The sequence below is a fragment of the Sneathiella sp. D3-11 genome, from assembly GCF_055809395.1.
Window position 1 is genome coordinate 653,357 of record NZ_CM147911.1, and the last position, 15,050, is coordinate 668,406.

General features: G+C 55.5%; 16 protein-coding genes and 2 pseudogenes. 10 read left to right on the top strand and 8 right to left on the bottom strand.

Translation table 11 applies throughout. The features are described 5' to 3' along the window. Both AC0L73_RS03405 and AC0L73_RS03410 read right to left on the bottom strand, forming a co-directional pair. Complete coding sequence (locus AC0L73_RS03405; RefSeq protein WP_473654870.1) at nt 1-1,194, bottom strand: amino acid ABC transporter permease; 1,194 nt, start codon at nt 1,192-1,194, stop codon at nt 1-3. A 110-nt stretch (nt 1,195-1,304) separates the two neighbouring features. Beyond that, on the bottom strand, nt 1,305-2,321 hold the full coding sequence (locus AC0L73_RS03410; RefSeq protein ID WP_227950299.1) for an amino acid ABC transporter substrate-binding protein: 1,017 nt from the start codon (nt 2,319-2,321) through the stop codon (nt 1,305-1,307). A 314-nt stretch (nt 2,322-2,635) separates the two neighbouring features. Here AC0L73_RS03410 and metC point away from each other — a divergent pair, with 314 nt between their 5' ends. From metC to AC0L73_RS03440, 6 genes and pseudogenes are all read left to right on the top strand, one after another. Further along, the gene (gene metC / locus AC0L73_RS03415) at nt 2,636-3,811 is read left to right on the top strand and encodes a cystathionine beta-lyase (RefSeq protein WP_473654871.1); all 1,176 of its coding nucleotides are present in this window, start codon (nt 2,636-2,638) and stop codon (nt 3,809-3,811) included. Nucleotides 3,812-3,863: 52 nt separating this feature from the next. Next, entirely contained in the window at nt 3,864-4,265 is a 402-nt protein-coding gene (gene hisI / locus AC0L73_RS03420; protein WP_473654872.1) for a phosphoribosyl-AMP cyclohydrolase, read from the top strand. Continuing rightward, entirely contained in the window at nt 4,262-4,957 is a 696-nt protein-coding gene (modB, locus tag AC0L73_RS03425; RefSeq protein ID WP_227950292.1) for a molybdate ABC transporter permease subunit, read from the top strand. Before hisI ends, modB begins: the two co-directional genes overlap by 4 nt. A gap of 125 nt (nt 4,958-5,082) precedes the next feature. Continuing rightward, nucleotides 5,083-5,208, top strand: a pseudogene (locus AC0L73_RS03430) (ABC transporter ATP-binding protein); the annotation flags it as partial. A gap of 122 nt (nt 5,209-5,330) precedes the next feature. Further along, a pseudogene (locus AC0L73_RS03435) lies at nt 5,331-5,375 on the top strand (hypothetical protein); the annotation flags it as partial. A gap of 45 nt (nt 5,376-5,420) precedes the next feature. Next, complete coding sequence (locus AC0L73_RS03440) at nt 5,421-6,032, top strand: TOBE domain-containing protein (protein ID WP_473654873.1); 612 nt, start codon at nt 5,421-5,423, stop codon at nt 6,030-6,032. Between the two features lie 13 nt (nt 6,033-6,045). Here AC0L73_RS03440 and AC0L73_RS03445 read toward each other — a convergent pair whose 3' ends face one another. After that, entirely contained in the window at nt 6,046-6,747 is a 702-nt protein-coding gene (locus AC0L73_RS03445; RefSeq protein WP_227950287.1) for a Crp/Fnr family transcriptional regulator, read from the bottom strand. A 151-nt stretch (nt 6,748-6,898) separates the two neighbouring features. Here AC0L73_RS03445 and paaX point away from each other — a divergent pair, with 151 nt between their 5' ends. From paaX to AC0L73_RS03460, 3 genes are read left to right on the top strand one after another with little or no spacing between them, the layout of a single operon-like run. Next, nucleotides 6,899-7,834 (top strand): phenylacetic acid degradation operon negative regulatory protein PaaX, encoded by a 936-nt coding sequence (gene paaX / locus AC0L73_RS03450; RefSeq protein ID WP_473654874.1) that lies wholly within the window; start codon nt 6,899-6,901, stop codon nt 7,832-7,834. Between the two features lie 43 nt (nt 7,835-7,877). Beyond that, the gene (locus AC0L73_RS03455; protein WP_473654875.1) at nt 7,878-9,197 is read left to right on the top strand and encodes an FAD-dependent oxidoreductase; all 1,320 of its coding nucleotides are present in this window, start codon (nt 7,878-7,880) and stop codon (nt 9,195-9,197) included. A gap of 3 nt (nt 9,198-9,200) precedes the next feature. Beyond that, complete coding sequence (locus AC0L73_RS03460; protein WP_473654876.1) at nt 9,201-10,004, top strand: phosphodiesterase; 804 nt, start codon at nt 9,201-9,203, stop codon at nt 10,002-10,004. A 16-nt stretch (nt 10,005-10,020) separates the two neighbouring features. Here the strand turns inward: AC0L73_RS03460 and tenA are convergent, their stop codons facing one another. From tenA to epsC, 4 genes are all read right to left on the bottom strand, one after another. Then, nucleotides 10,021-10,689, bottom strand: a complete 669-nt coding sequence (tenA, locus tag AC0L73_RS03465) for a thiaminase II (RefSeq protein WP_227950279.1) — start codon at nt 10,687-10,689, stop codon at nt 10,021-10,023. Next, nucleotides 10,689-11,018 carry a ferredoxin family 2Fe-2S iron-sulfur cluster binding protein gene (locus AC0L73_RS03470; RefSeq protein ID WP_227950277.1) on the bottom strand — a complete coding sequence of 110 codons (330 nt, stop codon included), beginning with the start codon at nt 11,016-11,018 and terminating at the stop codon, nt 10,689-10,691. Before AC0L73_RS03470 ends, tenA begins: the two co-directional genes overlap by 1 nt. Before the next feature lie 66 nt (nt 11,019-11,084). Continuing rightward, the gene (locus AC0L73_RS03475; protein ID WP_473654877.1) at nt 11,085-12,230 is read right to left on the bottom strand and encodes a cysteine desulfurase family protein; all 1,146 of its coding nucleotides are present in this window, start codon (nt 12,228-12,230) and stop codon (nt 11,085-11,087) included. A gap of 9 nt (nt 12,231-12,239) precedes the next feature. Further along, complete coding sequence (gene epsC, locus AC0L73_RS03480) at nt 12,240-13,004, bottom strand: serine O-acetyltransferase EpsC (protein ID WP_227950272.1); 765 nt, start codon at nt 13,002-13,004, stop codon at nt 12,240-12,242. Nucleotides 13,005-13,218: 214 nt separating this feature from the next. On the opposite strand from epsC, the gene AC0L73_RS03485 reads away from it, so the two are divergent. After that, nucleotides 13,219-13,878 carry an alpha/beta hydrolase gene (locus AC0L73_RS03485; protein WP_473654878.1) on the top strand — a complete coding sequence of 220 codons (660 nt, stop codon included), beginning with the start codon at nt 13,219-13,221 and terminating at the stop codon, nt 13,876-13,878. Between the two features lie 2 nt (nt 13,879-13,880). Here AC0L73_RS03485 and AC0L73_RS03490 read toward each other — a convergent pair whose 3' ends face one another. Then, nucleotides 13,881-15,002 (bottom strand): anhydro-N-acetylmuramic acid kinase, encoded by a 1,122-nt coding sequence (locus AC0L73_RS03490; protein ID WP_227950267.1) that lies wholly within the window; start codon nt 15,000-15,002, stop codon nt 13,881-13,883. Nucleotides 15,003-15,050: the final 48 nt, after the last annotated feature.

The following is a 15,050-nucleotide window of genomic DNA, read 5'->3' on the forward strand; positions in this document are numbered from 1 at the left end:
TTATCTCTCCACCAATGCAATGCGTTTATTGTACCAGTTCATAAACATCGAAATCAGGAGGCTTATGGACAGGTAGAATATCATTGTGATCATAATGCACTCAATCGCCTGACCGGTCTGGTTAAGTGACGTTCCGGCAAAGAGGGCCGTAATGTCCGCATACCCAATGGCGGTGGCGAGCGACGAGTTCTTGACAAGGTTCAGATATTGACTCGTCAAGGGTGGAACGATGACACGGAGCGCCTGCGGCAAAACCACAAGTCGGGTCGTCTTGCCCGGGCTCAGGCCCAGGGAATGCGCCGCCTCTGTCTGGCCATGGCTCACCGCGTTGATGCCCGAGCGGACAATCTCGGCGATAAAGGCACCGGTATAGATCGATAATCCCAGCAATAGTGCGAGAAATTCCGGTTCTAGTGACCAGCCGCCAGTTATGCTGAACCGGCCATATTTCGGATAATTGATTTCGAACGGATTGCCCATAATCAGCGACGCGATCACCGGCAAAACGATAATCAGCCCGACGCTCGTCCAGAACACAGGGAAAATCTGCCCGGTCAGGTCTTGGCGTTTATGCGCCCAATTTTTGACAACAAAGCAAAGGACGATAGCCACGAGCAGCGCCACCGTAATAAGCCAGAATCCGCTTGAGGGGATAATGGCCGGGAAACTGACACCCCGGTTGTTGATCAGGAAATTATCGCCGATATGGATGCTGTCCTTCACCAGCGGCAGCACCGACAGGACCGCGAAATACCAGAACATCAGCTGCACCAGCAGCGGGATATTTCGGATCACCTCAATATAAACGGCGGCGATCTTGTTGACGACCCAGTTCTTGGACAGTCGCAGAACGCCGAAGATAAATCCGATAATGGTCGCGAGAAAAATGCCTGAGATCGATACGGCGAGGGTATTGATAATACCGATGATCAGAACATCAAGATGAGTTGATGTCTGGCTGCTATAGTCCATTAAGAGGACAATACCGATGCCAAAGCCCGCAGGCTGGCTTAAGAAACCAAATCCGGACGCGATGCCGCGTTTTTCCAGATTTACAGCTGTATTATGTCCAACATACCAGACAAACAGAGCGATAAGCACGACAACGACAATCTGATAAAAAATCGCTCGGTATCGCGGGTCGCGAAACTTGTTGATCTTGGCAACTTCAAGATCTGCTGCTTCTGCCGTCATAAACTACACCTCCCCAGGGATTGTTAAGATTACGGCTGCCAAAAGGCAAAAGGAGCGCATGTCCGATCGAAACAGGCCACACGCTCCCTCTAATTACATAATCTAGACCCTTAGCGCAGTGGCGGAGCGTAGAGAATGCCTCCCTTGTTCCACTGAGCGTTTAGTCCGCGCGCAATGTTAAGGGCGGTTCCTTCACCAAGGTTGCGGGCAAAGCTTTCGCCGTAGTTGCCGACATTCTTGATAATGTTGTAAGCCCATTCGTTGGTGAGGCCGAGCTGCTGTCCGAGGTCACCCGAAGTGCCGAGGATACGCTGGATGCTCGGGTTCTTGGTGTCCGCTTTCAATGTATCAACATTGGCAGAGGAGATATTCAGCTCTTCTGCTTCGACCATGGCGTTCAATGTCCAACGGGCAATATCACCCCACTGGTTGTCGCCGTGACGGACGAGCGGGCCGAGCGGCTCTTTCGAGATCACTTCCGGCAAAACGATATGTGCTTCAGGGTCGGCAATAACCGAACGCTGTGCATACAGGCCGGACTGGTCCGTCGTGTAAACGTCGCAGGTATCTTTCAGATACGCTTCACGAACTTCGTCTGCTGTGTCGAAAACGACTGAGTCGTATTTCATGCCATTGGCTGTGAAGTAGTCGGCAAGGTTCAGTTCGGTGGTTGTACCGGACTGCACGCAGATCCGGGCGCCATCAAGCTCAAGCGCGGATTTCACGCCGAGTGCCTTTTTGACCATGAAGCCCTGACCGTCATAATAGTTAACACCGACAAATTCGAATCCGAGGTTAACGTCGCGACTGAAGGTCCAGGTCGTGTTCCGGGCCAGCACGTCAATTTCGCCGGACTGCAGGGCGGTGAACCGCTCTTTTGCTGTCGTCGGCGTGTATTTGACTTTATCCGGAGTCCCGAAGACGGCGGCAGACATCGCGCGGCAGAAGTCCACGTCGAAGCCTTCCCATTTACCATCATTGTTAGGTGCGGCAAAACCTGCCAGACCCGTTGTTACGCCACATTGAATAAAGCCCTTTGCCTTGACATCATCCAGCGTCGCTGCGGTTGCCGCTGTCGCCATAAAAGTTGCTGCAGTAGCGACAGCAATAAAACTCGCTTTTCTCATGAAAATAACCTTCCTGTCCATTGATAAGTCTCAATATTCTCTCCGGTAAATCACATACTTCCATTAAGTACCGTACCCTTATCATGAGTACTTGAGTGAAATACGCGTGAAGATCATAATATATGTTATCATGACCCTCTAAGTCCTTGACGATAATATTTTTATAACATGCGTCAATGGAAAAATATGCTGCAAGTGCGAAATAATTTACTTTCCGTAGCGTCATTCCCGAAAAATTTTGCACTTTTAACTTAAGCGCCCATCCTATATGCAAATAGCAATTGCAAAAACAAATCAAAGGGCTGCTCCTTCCCATGAAAGATGAAACAAAAATTGTTACCGCCGGGCGCGATCCAGAATCCAATTTCGGCATCGTAAACGTACCAGTCTATCACGCTTCGACCGTTCTCTTTCCGTCATTGAAGGCGCGACAGGAAGCCCATGCCGCCCGTGCCGCAGGCGAACGGGTTGTCTCATACGGCCGTATTGGCACTCCAACAACCTGGTCGATGGAAGATGCGGTTGCGGAACTGGAAGGCGGCTATCGCGCACAGGTTTTCCCCTCCGGCATGGCGGCTTGCGCCAACGCGATCCTTGCTTTCGTAGAGGCCGGGGACCACATCCTCATGCTCGACACTGTCTACAGCCCTGTCCGGTCTTTCTGCGACGGATATCTGAAGCGTTTTGGGGTAGAAACAACCTATTATGATCCGCATGTCGGCGCGGGTATTGCAGACCTCATACGCCCCAATACCCGGCTTGTTTATGTCGAGTCACCCGGCTCCCTCACCTTCGAGATGCAGGATATCCCGGCCATCGCGGACGTAGCGCATTCAAGGGATGCACTGGTCGTGATGGATAACACCTGGGCCTCTCCGCTCTTCTATAAACCGTTCGATCATGGTGTAGATGTCTCGGTTCAGGCCGGCACGAAATATATCGTCGGCCATAGCGATGTGATGATCGGTCTTGTCACAACAACGAAGGACTGCTGGCCAACCCTCCAGAAAGGCGCAAACTTGCTCGGCCAAACGACGGGGCCGGACGATGTCTACTTGGCGCAGCGTGGTATCCGCACTCTATCTGTGCGTCTGAAACAGCATATGGAAAACGGTATAGCAATTGCCGAATGGCTGAAGGGTCGCAAGGAAGTGGCAGAGGTTTTTCACCCTGCCCTGTCGGATGATCCAGGCCACGCCCTGTGGAAGCGTGATTTTCTTGGCGCTTCCGGACTGTTCTCTTTCCGACTTCATGAAATTTCGAACGATGCGCTCGCCGCTTTTCTCGATCATCTGGAACTTTTCGGCATGGGATCGTCCTGGGGCGGGTATGAAAGTCTGATCCTTCCCGCTGACCCGACGAGTGTGCGTACTGCCACGAAATGGGACAATAAAAATCCGCTGATCCGGGTTCATGTTGGGCTGGAGTCGGTCGATGACCTGATAGCAGATTTAAAGAGCGGCTTCGATCGGCTAAACGCGGCAAAATAGTAAAATATGACGAATCGGAAAGTGATTCGATAAAATTGGATGCAAATTTTACATGGACAGCAACATACTTAACAATATTACCTTTGACGCGAATGGCCTGGTTCCCGCGATTGCGCAGCAGCATGACACAGGCGAAGTCCTGATGATGGCCTGGATGAATCGCGATGCCGTTCAGGAAACCCTCGAAAAAGGACAGGTTTGCTACTGGTCACGTTCGCGCGGAAAGCTCTGGCGTAAGGGGGAATCTTCTGGCCATGTGCAACGACTTGTAGATTTCCGCATCGATTGTGACGGCGATACGCTTCTGTTGCTGGTCGAACAGACCGGGGTTGCCTGCCATACCGGGCGTCATAACTGCTTCTTCCAGAGCGTACGCGACGGGAAGATCGAGATTATCAGCGAGGTGGAGATTTCCCCCGAGGAGATCTACGGGGACAAGACCCCCACAACATGAGTATCTCCCCGGCAGAGCTGGAGGTGATCCTGCTTTCCCTGAAAGTCGCGCTCTGGTGCGTCGGCATTTCATTGCTCCCCGCCCTTGTGATGGCGTGGCTGCTGGCGCGGCGGGAGTTTTACGGCAAGACGGCCCTTAACGTGCTGGTGCATCTCCCGATAGTTCTGCCGCCGGTGGTGGTTGGCTACTTCCTTTTGGTCCTGCTTGGCAATCGCGGACCGATCGGCGGCTGGCTGCTGGAGTATTTCGGCATTTCCCTGATTTTCAACTGGAAAGGTGTGGTCGCGGCCACTGCTGTGATGGCCTTTCCCTTCATCACCCGCGCCATCCGTCAGGCGATCGAGGCCGTGGACAGGACCCTTGAGGTTGCCGCCCTCACCCTCGGCCGGCCGCCCTTCATGGTTTTCCTAACCATCACACTGCCGCTCATTTTGCCGGGTATTCTGGCAGGGATAACCTTGGGCTTTGCGCGCGCGCTCGGGGAGTTTGGCGCAACCATTACTTTTGTTGCAAATATCCCGGGGGAGACACAGACCCTGCCACTCGCAATTTATACGCTCTTGCAGACCCCAAATGCAGAAACGGCAGTCTGGCGACTGGTCATTATATCTGTCGTGCTGGCCTTTGCCGCAATTGCCCTCTCCGAATGGCTGACCCGCCGTTCTGTCCGCCGGTTGGGAGGGGGAATCTGATGGCCTCTGATATCCGCCTTAAAAAATCCTTCGGCCGCTTTCACCTGAACGCGGAGTTCAACGCGGAAGATGGACTGACCGCCCTCTTCGGTCCATCGGGTGCAGGAAAAACCCTGCTCGCGCAGATGCTGGCTGGTCTGGTCACCCCCGATGAGGGCCATATCGAGATTGCCGGCCGCACGCTGTTCAGCAGCGCGAAGGGCATTAATGTCCCCGCGCATCAGCGACATATCGGCTTTGTTTTTCAGGAGCATCGCCTGTTCCCGCATTTTTCCGTGCGCGGCAACCTCACCTATGGCAGCGGTCGTCGCGCTGGAAAAGCCCCCCTGTTTCCTTTGATAAAGTCGTCGATATTCTTGGTCTCACTGCCCTACTGGAGCGCAAGCCCGCCTCTCTTTCGGGGGGCGAACGTCAGCGGGTCGCCATCGGTCGGGCAATCCTCAGCAATCCGAAAATCCTGGTCATGGATGAGCCGCTTTCCAGTCTTGATGACGCGCGCAAGGCAGAAATTCTCCCGCTGATCGAGGATTTGAAATCAGAATTCAACCTCACCACCCTCTATATCTCCCACTCGATTGAGGAAATTGCCCGTCTTGCCGATACACTACTGCTGCTCGACAAGGGGGAGATGAAGGCCGTCGGTCCGATCAGCAACATCCTGAACCGGCTCGATCTTATTCCCTTCGCGGGGGGATATGATGCGGGCACCTTGATCGAGGCGACAGTCACCGCCTACGAGCCCGGCCATCATATGCTCACTCTGAAAACAGAGAGCGGCGGCAAGCTCTATATCACGGGCAGCGCGAAGGAGATAGGCAGTCCTGTGCGCCTGCGTATCCGTGCGCGCGATGTCGCTCTGTCCGAAACTGAGCCAAAATCCATCTCAATCCTCAATCGTTTCAAGGGCCGCGTGATCGATCATTGCAGCGGCGCACAAGGGATGGAAGAATTGCTTCTTGATGTCGGCTTCCCCCTGACCGCGCGGATCACCCGCAAATCATTTGAGGAAATGAAGCTCAAAAAGGACAGCCCCGTCTGGGCACTGGTGAAAGCGGTCACGATCAGCCGATCCTGATTTACGGGAAAGCTTAGCGGTTACTCTGGCTCGGCGTCATGGCGAGGGTCTTGATATAATCCTCAATCGCGCCGCGATCTTTCAGGTAAAGCGTCTTCCCTTTTTTAAGGACCATCCCCTCATGGCCGAGTTGGCCGAGGACGCGGGCCACCGTCTCGCGCGTTGTCGAGACACGGCTGGCAATCACACTCTGGGTTGGCATCGGATAGATCAGCCAACTGTTCGGTGTCACCGGATCGGGCTCCGCCATGCGGAGCAGTTCCTGACAGACCCGCTGCACTGCGCCCAAGGTCGAAAGATCGAGGATACGATCGTCATTGATACGGATAATCCGCGCAAGCCGCTGCAGCACCGCCATCATGATTGCAGGGTTGCGCATCAAGAGATCACGAAACAGTTCCGGGCTGAGGCTCGCCAGCAGGCAGCGCGAACTCGCCACCACATTGGCCGAACGGGCGCGGCCGTCAATCGCCGACAGTTCACCGAAATACTGCCCCTCACCCACGGTGGCGTAAGTCACCTCCCGCCCGGAGACACCATAATTGACGATATTGACGCTTCCCGAGACGACGAAATACATATCGCGGCTGTCCGTGGACCGCTCCAGGATCTGCTCATTCGCGCCATAGGTCCGCCAGTTGCATTTCGCGGCAATGTCCATCCGTTCCTGAGGCGTGAGTTCGCTCAGCAGTTCTATCTTATCAAGATTTTGCATATCCCTGAAACAGAGCCCCTCTTGTCGCGTTGGATCGGAACAGACTATAAAGGATAATACGAAAAATAAAAACAGGAAGCTAAGAGCTAAAATTGGCGCATTCACGCGGGATCAGGGACCGGTATTATCATCCGGGCGGAAAGGGCAGTGCATGAACAAGCCTCTTGCCACCGATCCAATGATCACGCCGCTATTCAGCAAGCTCGATTTAAAGGCGAAATCTCTGCTCGTGACGGTCTGGGGCGACGCGGTTGCGCCGCATGGCGGCACGGTCTGGCTCGGTAGCTTGATCAATCTCGTCGCGCCGCTCGGCCTGAACGAGCGTGTGGTCCGCACTGCTGTCTTCCGTCTGCAGAAGGAAGGATTGCTCGCCTCCAACCAGATCGGACGGCGCAGCTTCTATCGCCTGACAGAGACCGGCGGCCATCGTTTTGCCGAGGCAACCCGCCGTATCTATGCATCGGGGGATATCTCATGGGACGGCAACTGGTTGTTCCTTTTCGCCCTCCGGCGGGAGCTTGCCGAGAAAGACCGCCGCAAGCTGGAGACGGAACTTGGCTGGCTCGGCTTTGGCAATCTCGGCGGCGGCATTTATGCCCATCCGACGGCAAGCGCCGAAAGCGTCGATAGTCTGCTCAGCGATCTTGATCTTGCGGGAAAAGTCACGGCCTTACGCGCGACTGGCACCGGGGCTGCGCCATTCGACGCGCCGGAAATCCTCGTAGCAAAGGGCTGGGCCCTCAAGGAGCTGGAGGCCGACTACGCCCGCTTTATCCATCATTTCGGCCGCTTCGCCGATGGTGAGGGACGGGCCCCAAGTCTTGACGAAAAAAAATGTTTTATCATTCGTAGCCTCTTGGTGCATGATTACCGTCGGGTGCTCTTGCGAGACCCGATGTTACCTGCGGAATTACTGCCGAAGGGATGGAACGGAAATCAGGCACGCAGCCTGTTTCGGACCATCTATGATCTGGTCTGGGAGGGAGCAGAGACATATTTGATGACGATACTTGAAAATGAGACAGGGAGACTACCGCCCGCCTCGGAAGAATTTTACCGGCGCTTTGGTGGATTGAAAAAACGCTAATTCCGTATAACGATATTTCAAAAACAAGAATGAGCTTGGGAAAATGTCTGCAGGGAAATTGAAGATTTGTATCGTCGGCTCCGGTCCGGCGGGTATGTACACGGCGGGTGCCATCGTCAAGAAAAATCCCGAAAGCCAGATCGATATCATCGACAAGCTGGCCACGCCTTACGGGCTGGTGCGGGCCGGGGTCGCCCCGGATCACCAGACCACCAAGAATGTCACCCGCGCCTATGACAAGATCATGGAAAATGACAATGTCCGCTTCGTTGGCAATGTTGGCCTTTCCGCCGATATCCCGCTGGAAAAGCTGCGGGAGATTTATGACGTGGTGGTCATCGCAACCGGTACGCCGAAGGATCGCAATCTCGGCATCCCCGGTGAAGACAAGGAAGGCGTTTTCGGCGCGCAGACCTTCGTCTATTGGTACAATGGTCATCCGGAATATCGCGATGCGGTGCCCAACCTTGAAATCGAAACGGCGGTCGTGATCGGCAATGGCAACGTTGCCCTTGATGTCGCGCGCATCCTGATGCGGACGGAGGATGAAATGGTCACCTCCGATCTCGCCGAACATGCCGCCAGCGAGATATTCAGAAGCCCGCTCAAACGGGTCCATGTGGTAGGACGACGAGCGCCGGAAAATGCACAGTTCTCATCAAAGGAACTGGGCGAGTTTGCCGAGCTGACCTCCGCCAAAACCTATACGGACAAGACCGCCCTGCCCGAGGGGTTCACTTCCGAGGATAAAAAGGAAGAGAAAGTCGTCAACACCAATCTTGACCTCCTTCGTAGTTTCGAGCAGATCCGCCCAAGAATAGAAGGCCGCTCCATCCATCTCGATTTTCTGGCAAGCCCCGTCGAGATTCTGGGCGATGAGGCGATCACCGGTGTCCGTTTCGAACGGAATAAAATTGTCGATGGCAAGGCCGTCGGCACCGGCGAGACCTATGAGATAGACTGCCAGCTTCTCGTCTCCTGCATTGGCTATGAGATGGGTATTCTTGAAGGACTGCCCGTTGAAAAAGGCATCATCAAGAATGATGAAGGACGCGTCGCCGAGGGGCTTTATGTGGTCGGCTGGGCGAAGCGCGGCCCATCTGGCACCATCGGCACCAACCGTATCGACAGTCAGAATGTGGTTGACCGAATGCTCGCCGATTTTGACGACGGCTGTGATCCCGCGAAGCCGGGTCCCGCAGGGCTGGATGCCTGGTGCCGGGAGAAAGATATCCACACTGTCTCTTTTGACGACTGGAAGAAAATAGACGAAGCAGAAGTGGCTCGCGGCGGCGGCACATCTCCGAGGAAGAAATTTGTCCGGACCCGTGATATGCTCTCTATTGTGAAGGAAGAAGGATAGGATATGCTGGTTGCTCAACTCAGCGATTGCCATGTCGTGGTGCCGGAAGACGAGTTTAATGAACTCTATCATCCCGCCGATAAACTGATTGATGCCGCACGACACGTCAACAACAGTGTCAACCGTCCCGATATTGTCTTCCTCACCGGAGATTTGGTGAACACCGCCAAGCGGGAAGAATATGAAGTCCTGCGTGATATCCTTCCCACCTTCGAGATGCCGGTGTATCTCTTGCCCGGCAATCATGATGACTGCTCGCTTTTGCGGGAAATGTTCCCCGAGCATGATTACTTGCCGAAAGAGGGCAAGCTGAATTACGTGGTGGACGGCTGGCCGCTTAAATTTATCTGTCTCGACACCAATATCCACGGGAAACCACAAGGTCGCCTCGGCGAGGAGCAACTTGACTGGCTGGATCAGGAACTAAAGGCCGAAACCGCGCGGCCCGTGGTTGTCATGCTCCATCACCCGCCGTTCAAGACCGGCCTTACCAGTATGGATGAGATGGGCCTTCTCGATATGGCGGCGTTTGCAGAAGTCGTTGCGCGTCATGATCATATCGAACGCGTCCTCTGTGGCCATCTGCATCGCGCTATCCAGAAGCTGGTCGGCGGTACACTGGTGCAGACCTGCCCGTCTACTTCACATCAGGTGCGGCTGCTGCTGGGCGAAAATAACGCCCTCGGCACCACCTTCGAGCCGCCTGAATATCTGCTGCACTACTGGACGGAGGCTGGCGGCCTCGTCACCCATAGCGACTATGTAAAGGATTATGACGTCGCCTGGACCCTCGACGGCGAGATGTAATCAGGCGATTAGCACCCTACCCCGCATTAAGACCCATCTGCCAGAAGTCGGCCTCAAGCCGGGTGGCGGTGGCGAAGGTTTTGGAGAGATCGGCAAAGCGCGCCTTGGTAAAGCGCTTGGCGGCCAGCGTATCAATCTCCGCCATCATATCCACGACAAGCGCCTGATATTCATCGCCTGCATACATCTCGATCCAGGTGATATAGGGGTTGCCCTCGATCTTGGTCTCGCGTGATTTTGAAAGTCGCGCGCCAATCTCCCCATATCCGATGGCGCAAGGGCTGAGCGCGACCATCAGGTCAAGCAAATCACCGGCCATACCGCGTTCCAGCACGAAGCGGGTATAGGCGATATTCTCGGGCGCCTCCTCCAGCGTCTCCAATTCCGCCGCCGCGATGCCCCAGTCGGCGCAATAGCCGACATGCAACTCCATCTCCATCTCGAGGATGGCCTTAACCCCGGCCAGTGCCGAGCGCATCTCGGTCAGGTTATCGGCCTTGTAAATGGCCAGCGCATAGGCGCGCGCAAACTGTATCAGGAAGAGATAATCCTGTTTCAGATAATGCTGAAAGGCAGCTTTGGGAAGGTCCCCGCTCTGCATGCCGGCGACAAAATCATGATGGGTATAGGCCTGCCAAGCCTCCGCGTTATCGCCCTTGAGCTGGTTAAAAAGAGCAAGGGTCATCAGATCATCATGTTGTTCGACCCGCCGGGCAGGCTCACCACGAGATCGTCAAGTTCCTCAGTGATTTCAATCTGGCAGCCGAGGCGCGAGGTGCGCGTGAGGCCGTAGGCGAGATCGAGCATATCTTCCTCATCCTCGGTCGGTTCGGGAAGTCGTTCGAAATCTTCCTCCGAGACGATGATATGGCAAGTCGAACAGGCAAGGCTCCCCTCACAGGCGCCTTCAAGATCGATGTTATTCTGATGGGCAATTTCAAGAATTGTCCTGCCAAGCGGCGCATCGACTTCCTGACGGGTGCCATCGGGCTTGATAAAGGTCATTTTCGGCATACGGGCGTAAACTCCTGAATACTCTTCCTATTTTACCTATCCTGCCCGTCGCCGCCTGTCCAGAGGTTAGGCTGCATATTTCGGCGATTTCCGACGGAACAACCGGCTCCAGCTTTCGACAAGGGCGTCGACATCCGCCCCCGTCGTCGTCCAGCCGAGGCTGATGCGAATGGCAGAGCCCGCCTCCTCCTCGTTCGCGCCCATGGCCGTCAGCACATGGCTGGCCTTGACCTTGCCGGATGAACAGGCCGAACCCGCACTCACGGCAATACCATCGAGATCAAGGGACATGACCTGCAACTCCGACGCAACGCCCGGCATGGAAATCGTCGTCGTGTTGGGAATTCGCGGGGCCCCTTTTCCATAGACCTGGCTTTCTGGCGACATAACAAGCAGCCGTTCCTCCATGGAATCGCGCAGATGAGCGACCGCCTGATAACTCTCAAGACCCTCCATCGCTGATCGTGCCGCTACGCCCATGCCGACGATCCCGGCGACATTCTCCGTGCCCGCACGCCGGCCCAGTTCCTGCCCGCCGCCTTTCAGCAGAGGCGGTACGGCAAGACCATCCCGCACAACAAGCGCGCCAATCCCCTGCGGCCCGCCGAATTTATGCGCGGAAACGGACATCATATCCGCGCCCAGCTCAGAAAAATAAAGGGGAATTTTACCAACAGCCTGAATCGCGTCGCAATGCAGGATGCCGCCTTTCTCATGAACGAGAGCGGCAATATCGGCAATCGGCTGGATCACCCCGGTCTCGTTATTGGCAAGCATGACGGAGACAAACGCCGGTTCGTCCGCCGCTTCCAAAAGATCGGCCAGCGCGGCCATTTCCAGCAGACCGTCACTGTTAAGCGGGAGAAACGTTGCTTCCCCTGCCGCAGCGAGGACCGAATCATGTTCCCCGGCAGAGATAAAAAGCGGCCGAGCCGGGAAAGCTGTAAGGGCGAAGTTATTTGCCTCTGTCCCTCCGGAAGTAAAGACAATCTCCGGCGGTTTGGATCCCAGAAGATCGGCAAGCGACGCCCGCGCCTCCTCCACCCGGTTTCTCGCTGTACGGCCCGCCTGATGAACGGAGGATGGATTGCCCCCCGCCTCCATCATGGCAACCATAGCGGTCACCACCTCCGGCCGGATTGGGGCAGTCGCGTTAAAATCGAGATAAACGGTTTTCGCCATAAGCACAATCAGGCCCGCCGGGGCGGTCATTCGTTGAGATCAAGTGTCCGTCTTCGCCTTGCTGGCGGCGCGGGTGGTGGGCTTCTTCTTGGGTTTCAGCGCAATCGGCGCATCGGCCTCTGCTCGGCGCTCATTTTCCAACTCCTCCACGCGCATGGACAGCGACTGCACTTTATCAAGTAAGCCGTCCATCACCTTGAAGACCGGATCGGGCAAGTCATGATTCCCGACGCCATAGGCAGCGAATCTCTCATCCAGAGGTGTTTTCTTGCTGGCATTCACTGCGCGGGCCGGTACACCGACGACCGTGGTATTTTCCGGCACGTCCTTGAGGACGACCGAGTTTGCGCCAACGCGGGAGCATCTTCCGATGGTGATCGGGCCAATGATCTGCGCACCGGAGGCGATGATCACACCATCCCCTAACGTCGGATGACGCTTAACGCCGCGCTGTGCATCGGAATCAATCGACGGCGCGACACCGCCTAATGTTACATCATGGTAAAGGGTCACATTGTCGCCGATTTCTGACGTTTCCCCGACGACAACGCCCATGCCATGGTCGATAAAGAACTTGCGGCCAATCTTTGCACCGGGATGAATTTCGATGCCGGTGAGGAAGCGGCTGAACTGCGACAAGAGCCGTGCAAGCAAGCGCCATTTTCGCTCCCACAGCCAATTGGCAAGGCGATGCAGGACGATGGCGTGGAAGCCCTGATACAGCAGCGCAACCTCAAATCGGCTCCGTGCCGCGGGGTCGCGTTCCATCACGCAGCTAATTTCTTCGCTAATATGCTTGAACATTTGCCCTTACCTTCTGTATTGTGCCGCTCTTGTAGCGGAATTCACCTGAGGTTTAAAGCGCCCTTAATAAACAGATATATGCATATCGGGAGGACCGTCAAGGATACCATTCGTATTCCTTTGACAGGTCGTTCGCGGCGGCAGGCTGAAAAATGGGTCATATTCAGGTTTTTTTCGGCTCGATATTGAAGCTGTTGTAGGAATTAAAAAAGAAATGCCCGACGTTATTTTTAATGGACCCGAAGGACGCCTGGAAGGGCGCTATCACCATTCCGATGATCCGAACGCTCCGCTCGCCCTGATCCTCCATCCCCATCCTCAATATGGGGGCGCGATGAATAACAAGGTCGTCTATAACCTTTTTACCACCTTCAAAAAGCGCGGTTTCTCGGTTCTTCGCTTCAATTTCCGGGGCGTCGGCCGCAGCCAGGGCGATTATGATCATGGTGTGGGAGAGCTTTCCGATGCCGCCGCCGCGCTCGACTGGATGCAGACCCATAACCCGAATGCGCCCGCTGTCTGGATCGCCGGCTTTTCTTTCGGCGCCTGGATCTCGATGCAGCTTCTGATGCGCCGACCGGAAGTTGCCGGGTTTATTTCCGTCGCGCCGCCCGCGAATATGTATGACTTCTCCTTCCTTGCCCCCTGCCCGTCATCCGGCATTATCATTCATGGCGATCAGGATGTTCTGGTCCCGCGCAAAGATATCAAGAAGCTGGTTGAAAAGCTGAAGGCGCAGAAGGGCATCACGATCGATTATGATGAAATCGCCGACGCCGACCATTTCTTCGAAAACACCCTCGATAAACTGATGGTGTCCGTCGATGACTATCTCGACATGCGCCTTAATGGCGAAGATAAAGAAGAAGGCTGACTTTAAGCCCTTACACGTTCCTTTGACGGCGCGGCGTAAAATCGCCCGCCCGTCATCGGTTCTGGCACGCCCGTCGTCGTTGGCAGGCTGAGCGGCAGTCCCCGCACAGACCGCACGGCGAGAAAGGCAAAGGCTTCGGCCTCCAGATCATCGCCGCGCCAACCAACCGCCTCCACCGGTTCCACCGGAACCTGGGTGACTATTTCAATCGCCTGCACTAGGGCCGGGTTCTTGCGGCCACCGCCTGTCAACAGCCACCGTGCGGGTTTTCCGGGCAAATGAGGCAGCGCGCGGCGGATGCTCTCACTCGTGAAATGCAGCAAGGTCGCCGCCCCTTCCTCAAGACCGAGGCCGTTGATGGCCGCCGCCACCGGAAATTCATCACGGTCGAGGCTTTTGGGTGGTTTCAGATCGAAATAGGGATTATCGAGCAGTTGTGCGAGAACTGCCTCATTCACCTGCCCCGTCGCCGCGATCTTGCCGCCCTCATCGAAGGGTTGGCCCGTATGGGTCAAAACCCAGTCATCAAGGAGCGCATTCGCCGGTCCGGTATCGAAGGCCAGCACTGTCTCCCCCTCGATATAGGTGACATTGCCAACCCCACCGAGATTAAGTACTGCGAGCGGGCCCTCAAGCTCCGTCGCCAGCGCCCGATGATAGAGCGGCGCAAACGGGGCCCCTTCCCCACCTGAGGCAACATCCGCATGACGGAATTCGGCGACCGTATCGATGCCGGTCAGCTCCGCCATCAACACACCATCGCCAATCTGCACAGTGAGACGGTTGGCGGGATCGTGAAAAATCGTCTGGCCGTGAAAGCCAATCAGGTCGATATCGGCGGGCGAAAGGTTATTCGCTTCCAGCAATGCAAGCACAAAATCCGCCTGCACCTTCGTAAATTCCACGATAAGTTCGGCGGGAGCCGACTCTTTCCCCAGAACCTCACGCAGGCGGGCGCGGAATGCCGGATCGTAAGGGGTGGAACGAACAGGACCATGATCGAAAACCTCAATGCCATCGGTTTCGATGATTGCCGCATCCACCCCGTCGAGCGACGTTCCACTCATCAGTCCAAGGGCACGAACCGGCGCGTTTTCACCGTGATTTTGCTTAATTGTCGTCATATGCTATCCCGCACTTTTAAAATGCGCACCATATGTGCTAAACGATGG

Bases quoted from the DNA above. Each gene is read 5' to 3' on its own strand.
- AC0L73_RS03405 (WP_473654870.1), bottom strand. From the start codon at position 1,194: ATGACGGCAGAAGCAGCAGATCTTGAAGTTGCCAAGATCAACAAGTTT.
- AC0L73_RS03410 (WP_227950299.1), bottom strand. From the start codon at position 2,321: ATGAGAAAAGCGAGTTTTATTGCTGTCGCTACTGCAGCAACTTTTATG.
- metC (WP_473654871.1), top strand. From the start codon at position 2,636: ATGAAAGATGAAACAAAAATTGTTACCGCCGGGCGCGATCCAGAATCC.
- hisI (WP_473654872.1), top strand. From the start codon at position 3,864: ATGGACAGCAACATACTTAACAATATTACCTTTGACGCGAATGGCCTG.
- modB (WP_227950292.1), top strand. From the start codon at position 4,262: ATGAGTATCTCCCCGGCAGAGCTGGAGGTGATCCTGCTTTCCCTGAAA.
- AC0L73_RS03440 (WP_473654873.1), top strand. From the start codon at position 5,421: ATGGATGAGCCGCTTTCCAGTCTTGATGACGCGCGCAAGGCAGAAATT.
- AC0L73_RS03445 (WP_227950287.1), bottom strand. From the start codon at position 6,747: ATGCAAAATCTTGATAAGATAGAACTGCTGAGCGAACTCACGCCTCAG.
- paaX (WP_473654874.1), top strand. From the start codon at position 6,899: ATGAACAAGCCTCTTGCCACCGATCCAATGATCACGCCGCTATTCAGC.
- AC0L73_RS03455 (WP_473654875.1), top strand. From the start codon at position 7,878: ATGTCTGCAGGGAAATTGAAGATTTGTATCGTCGGCTCCGGTCCGGCG.
- AC0L73_RS03460 (WP_473654876.1), top strand. From the start codon at position 9,201: ATGCTGGTTGCTCAACTCAGCGATTGCCATGTCGTGGTGCCGGAAGAC.
- tenA (WP_227950279.1), bottom strand. From the start codon at position 10,689: ATGACCCTTGCTCTTTTTAACCAGCTCAAGGGCGATAACGCGGAGGCT.
- AC0L73_RS03470 (WP_227950277.1), bottom strand. From the start codon at position 11,018: ATGCCGAAAATGACCTTTATCAAGCCCGATGGCACCCGTCAGGAAGTC.
- AC0L73_RS03475 (WP_473654877.1), bottom strand. From the start codon at position 12,230: ATGACCGCCCCGGCGGGCCTGATTGTGCTTATGGCGAAAACCGTTTAT.
- epsC (WP_227950272.1), bottom strand. From the start codon at position 13,004: ATGTTCAAGCATATTAGCGAAGAAATTAGCTGCGTGATGGAACGCGAC.
- AC0L73_RS03485 (WP_473654878.1), top strand. From the start codon at position 13,219: ATGCCCGACGTTATTTTTAATGGACCCGAAGGACGCCTGGAAGGGCGC.
- AC0L73_RS03490 (WP_227950267.1), bottom strand. From the start codon at position 15,002: ATGACGACAATTAAGCAAAATCACGGTGAAAACGCGCCGGTTCGTGCC.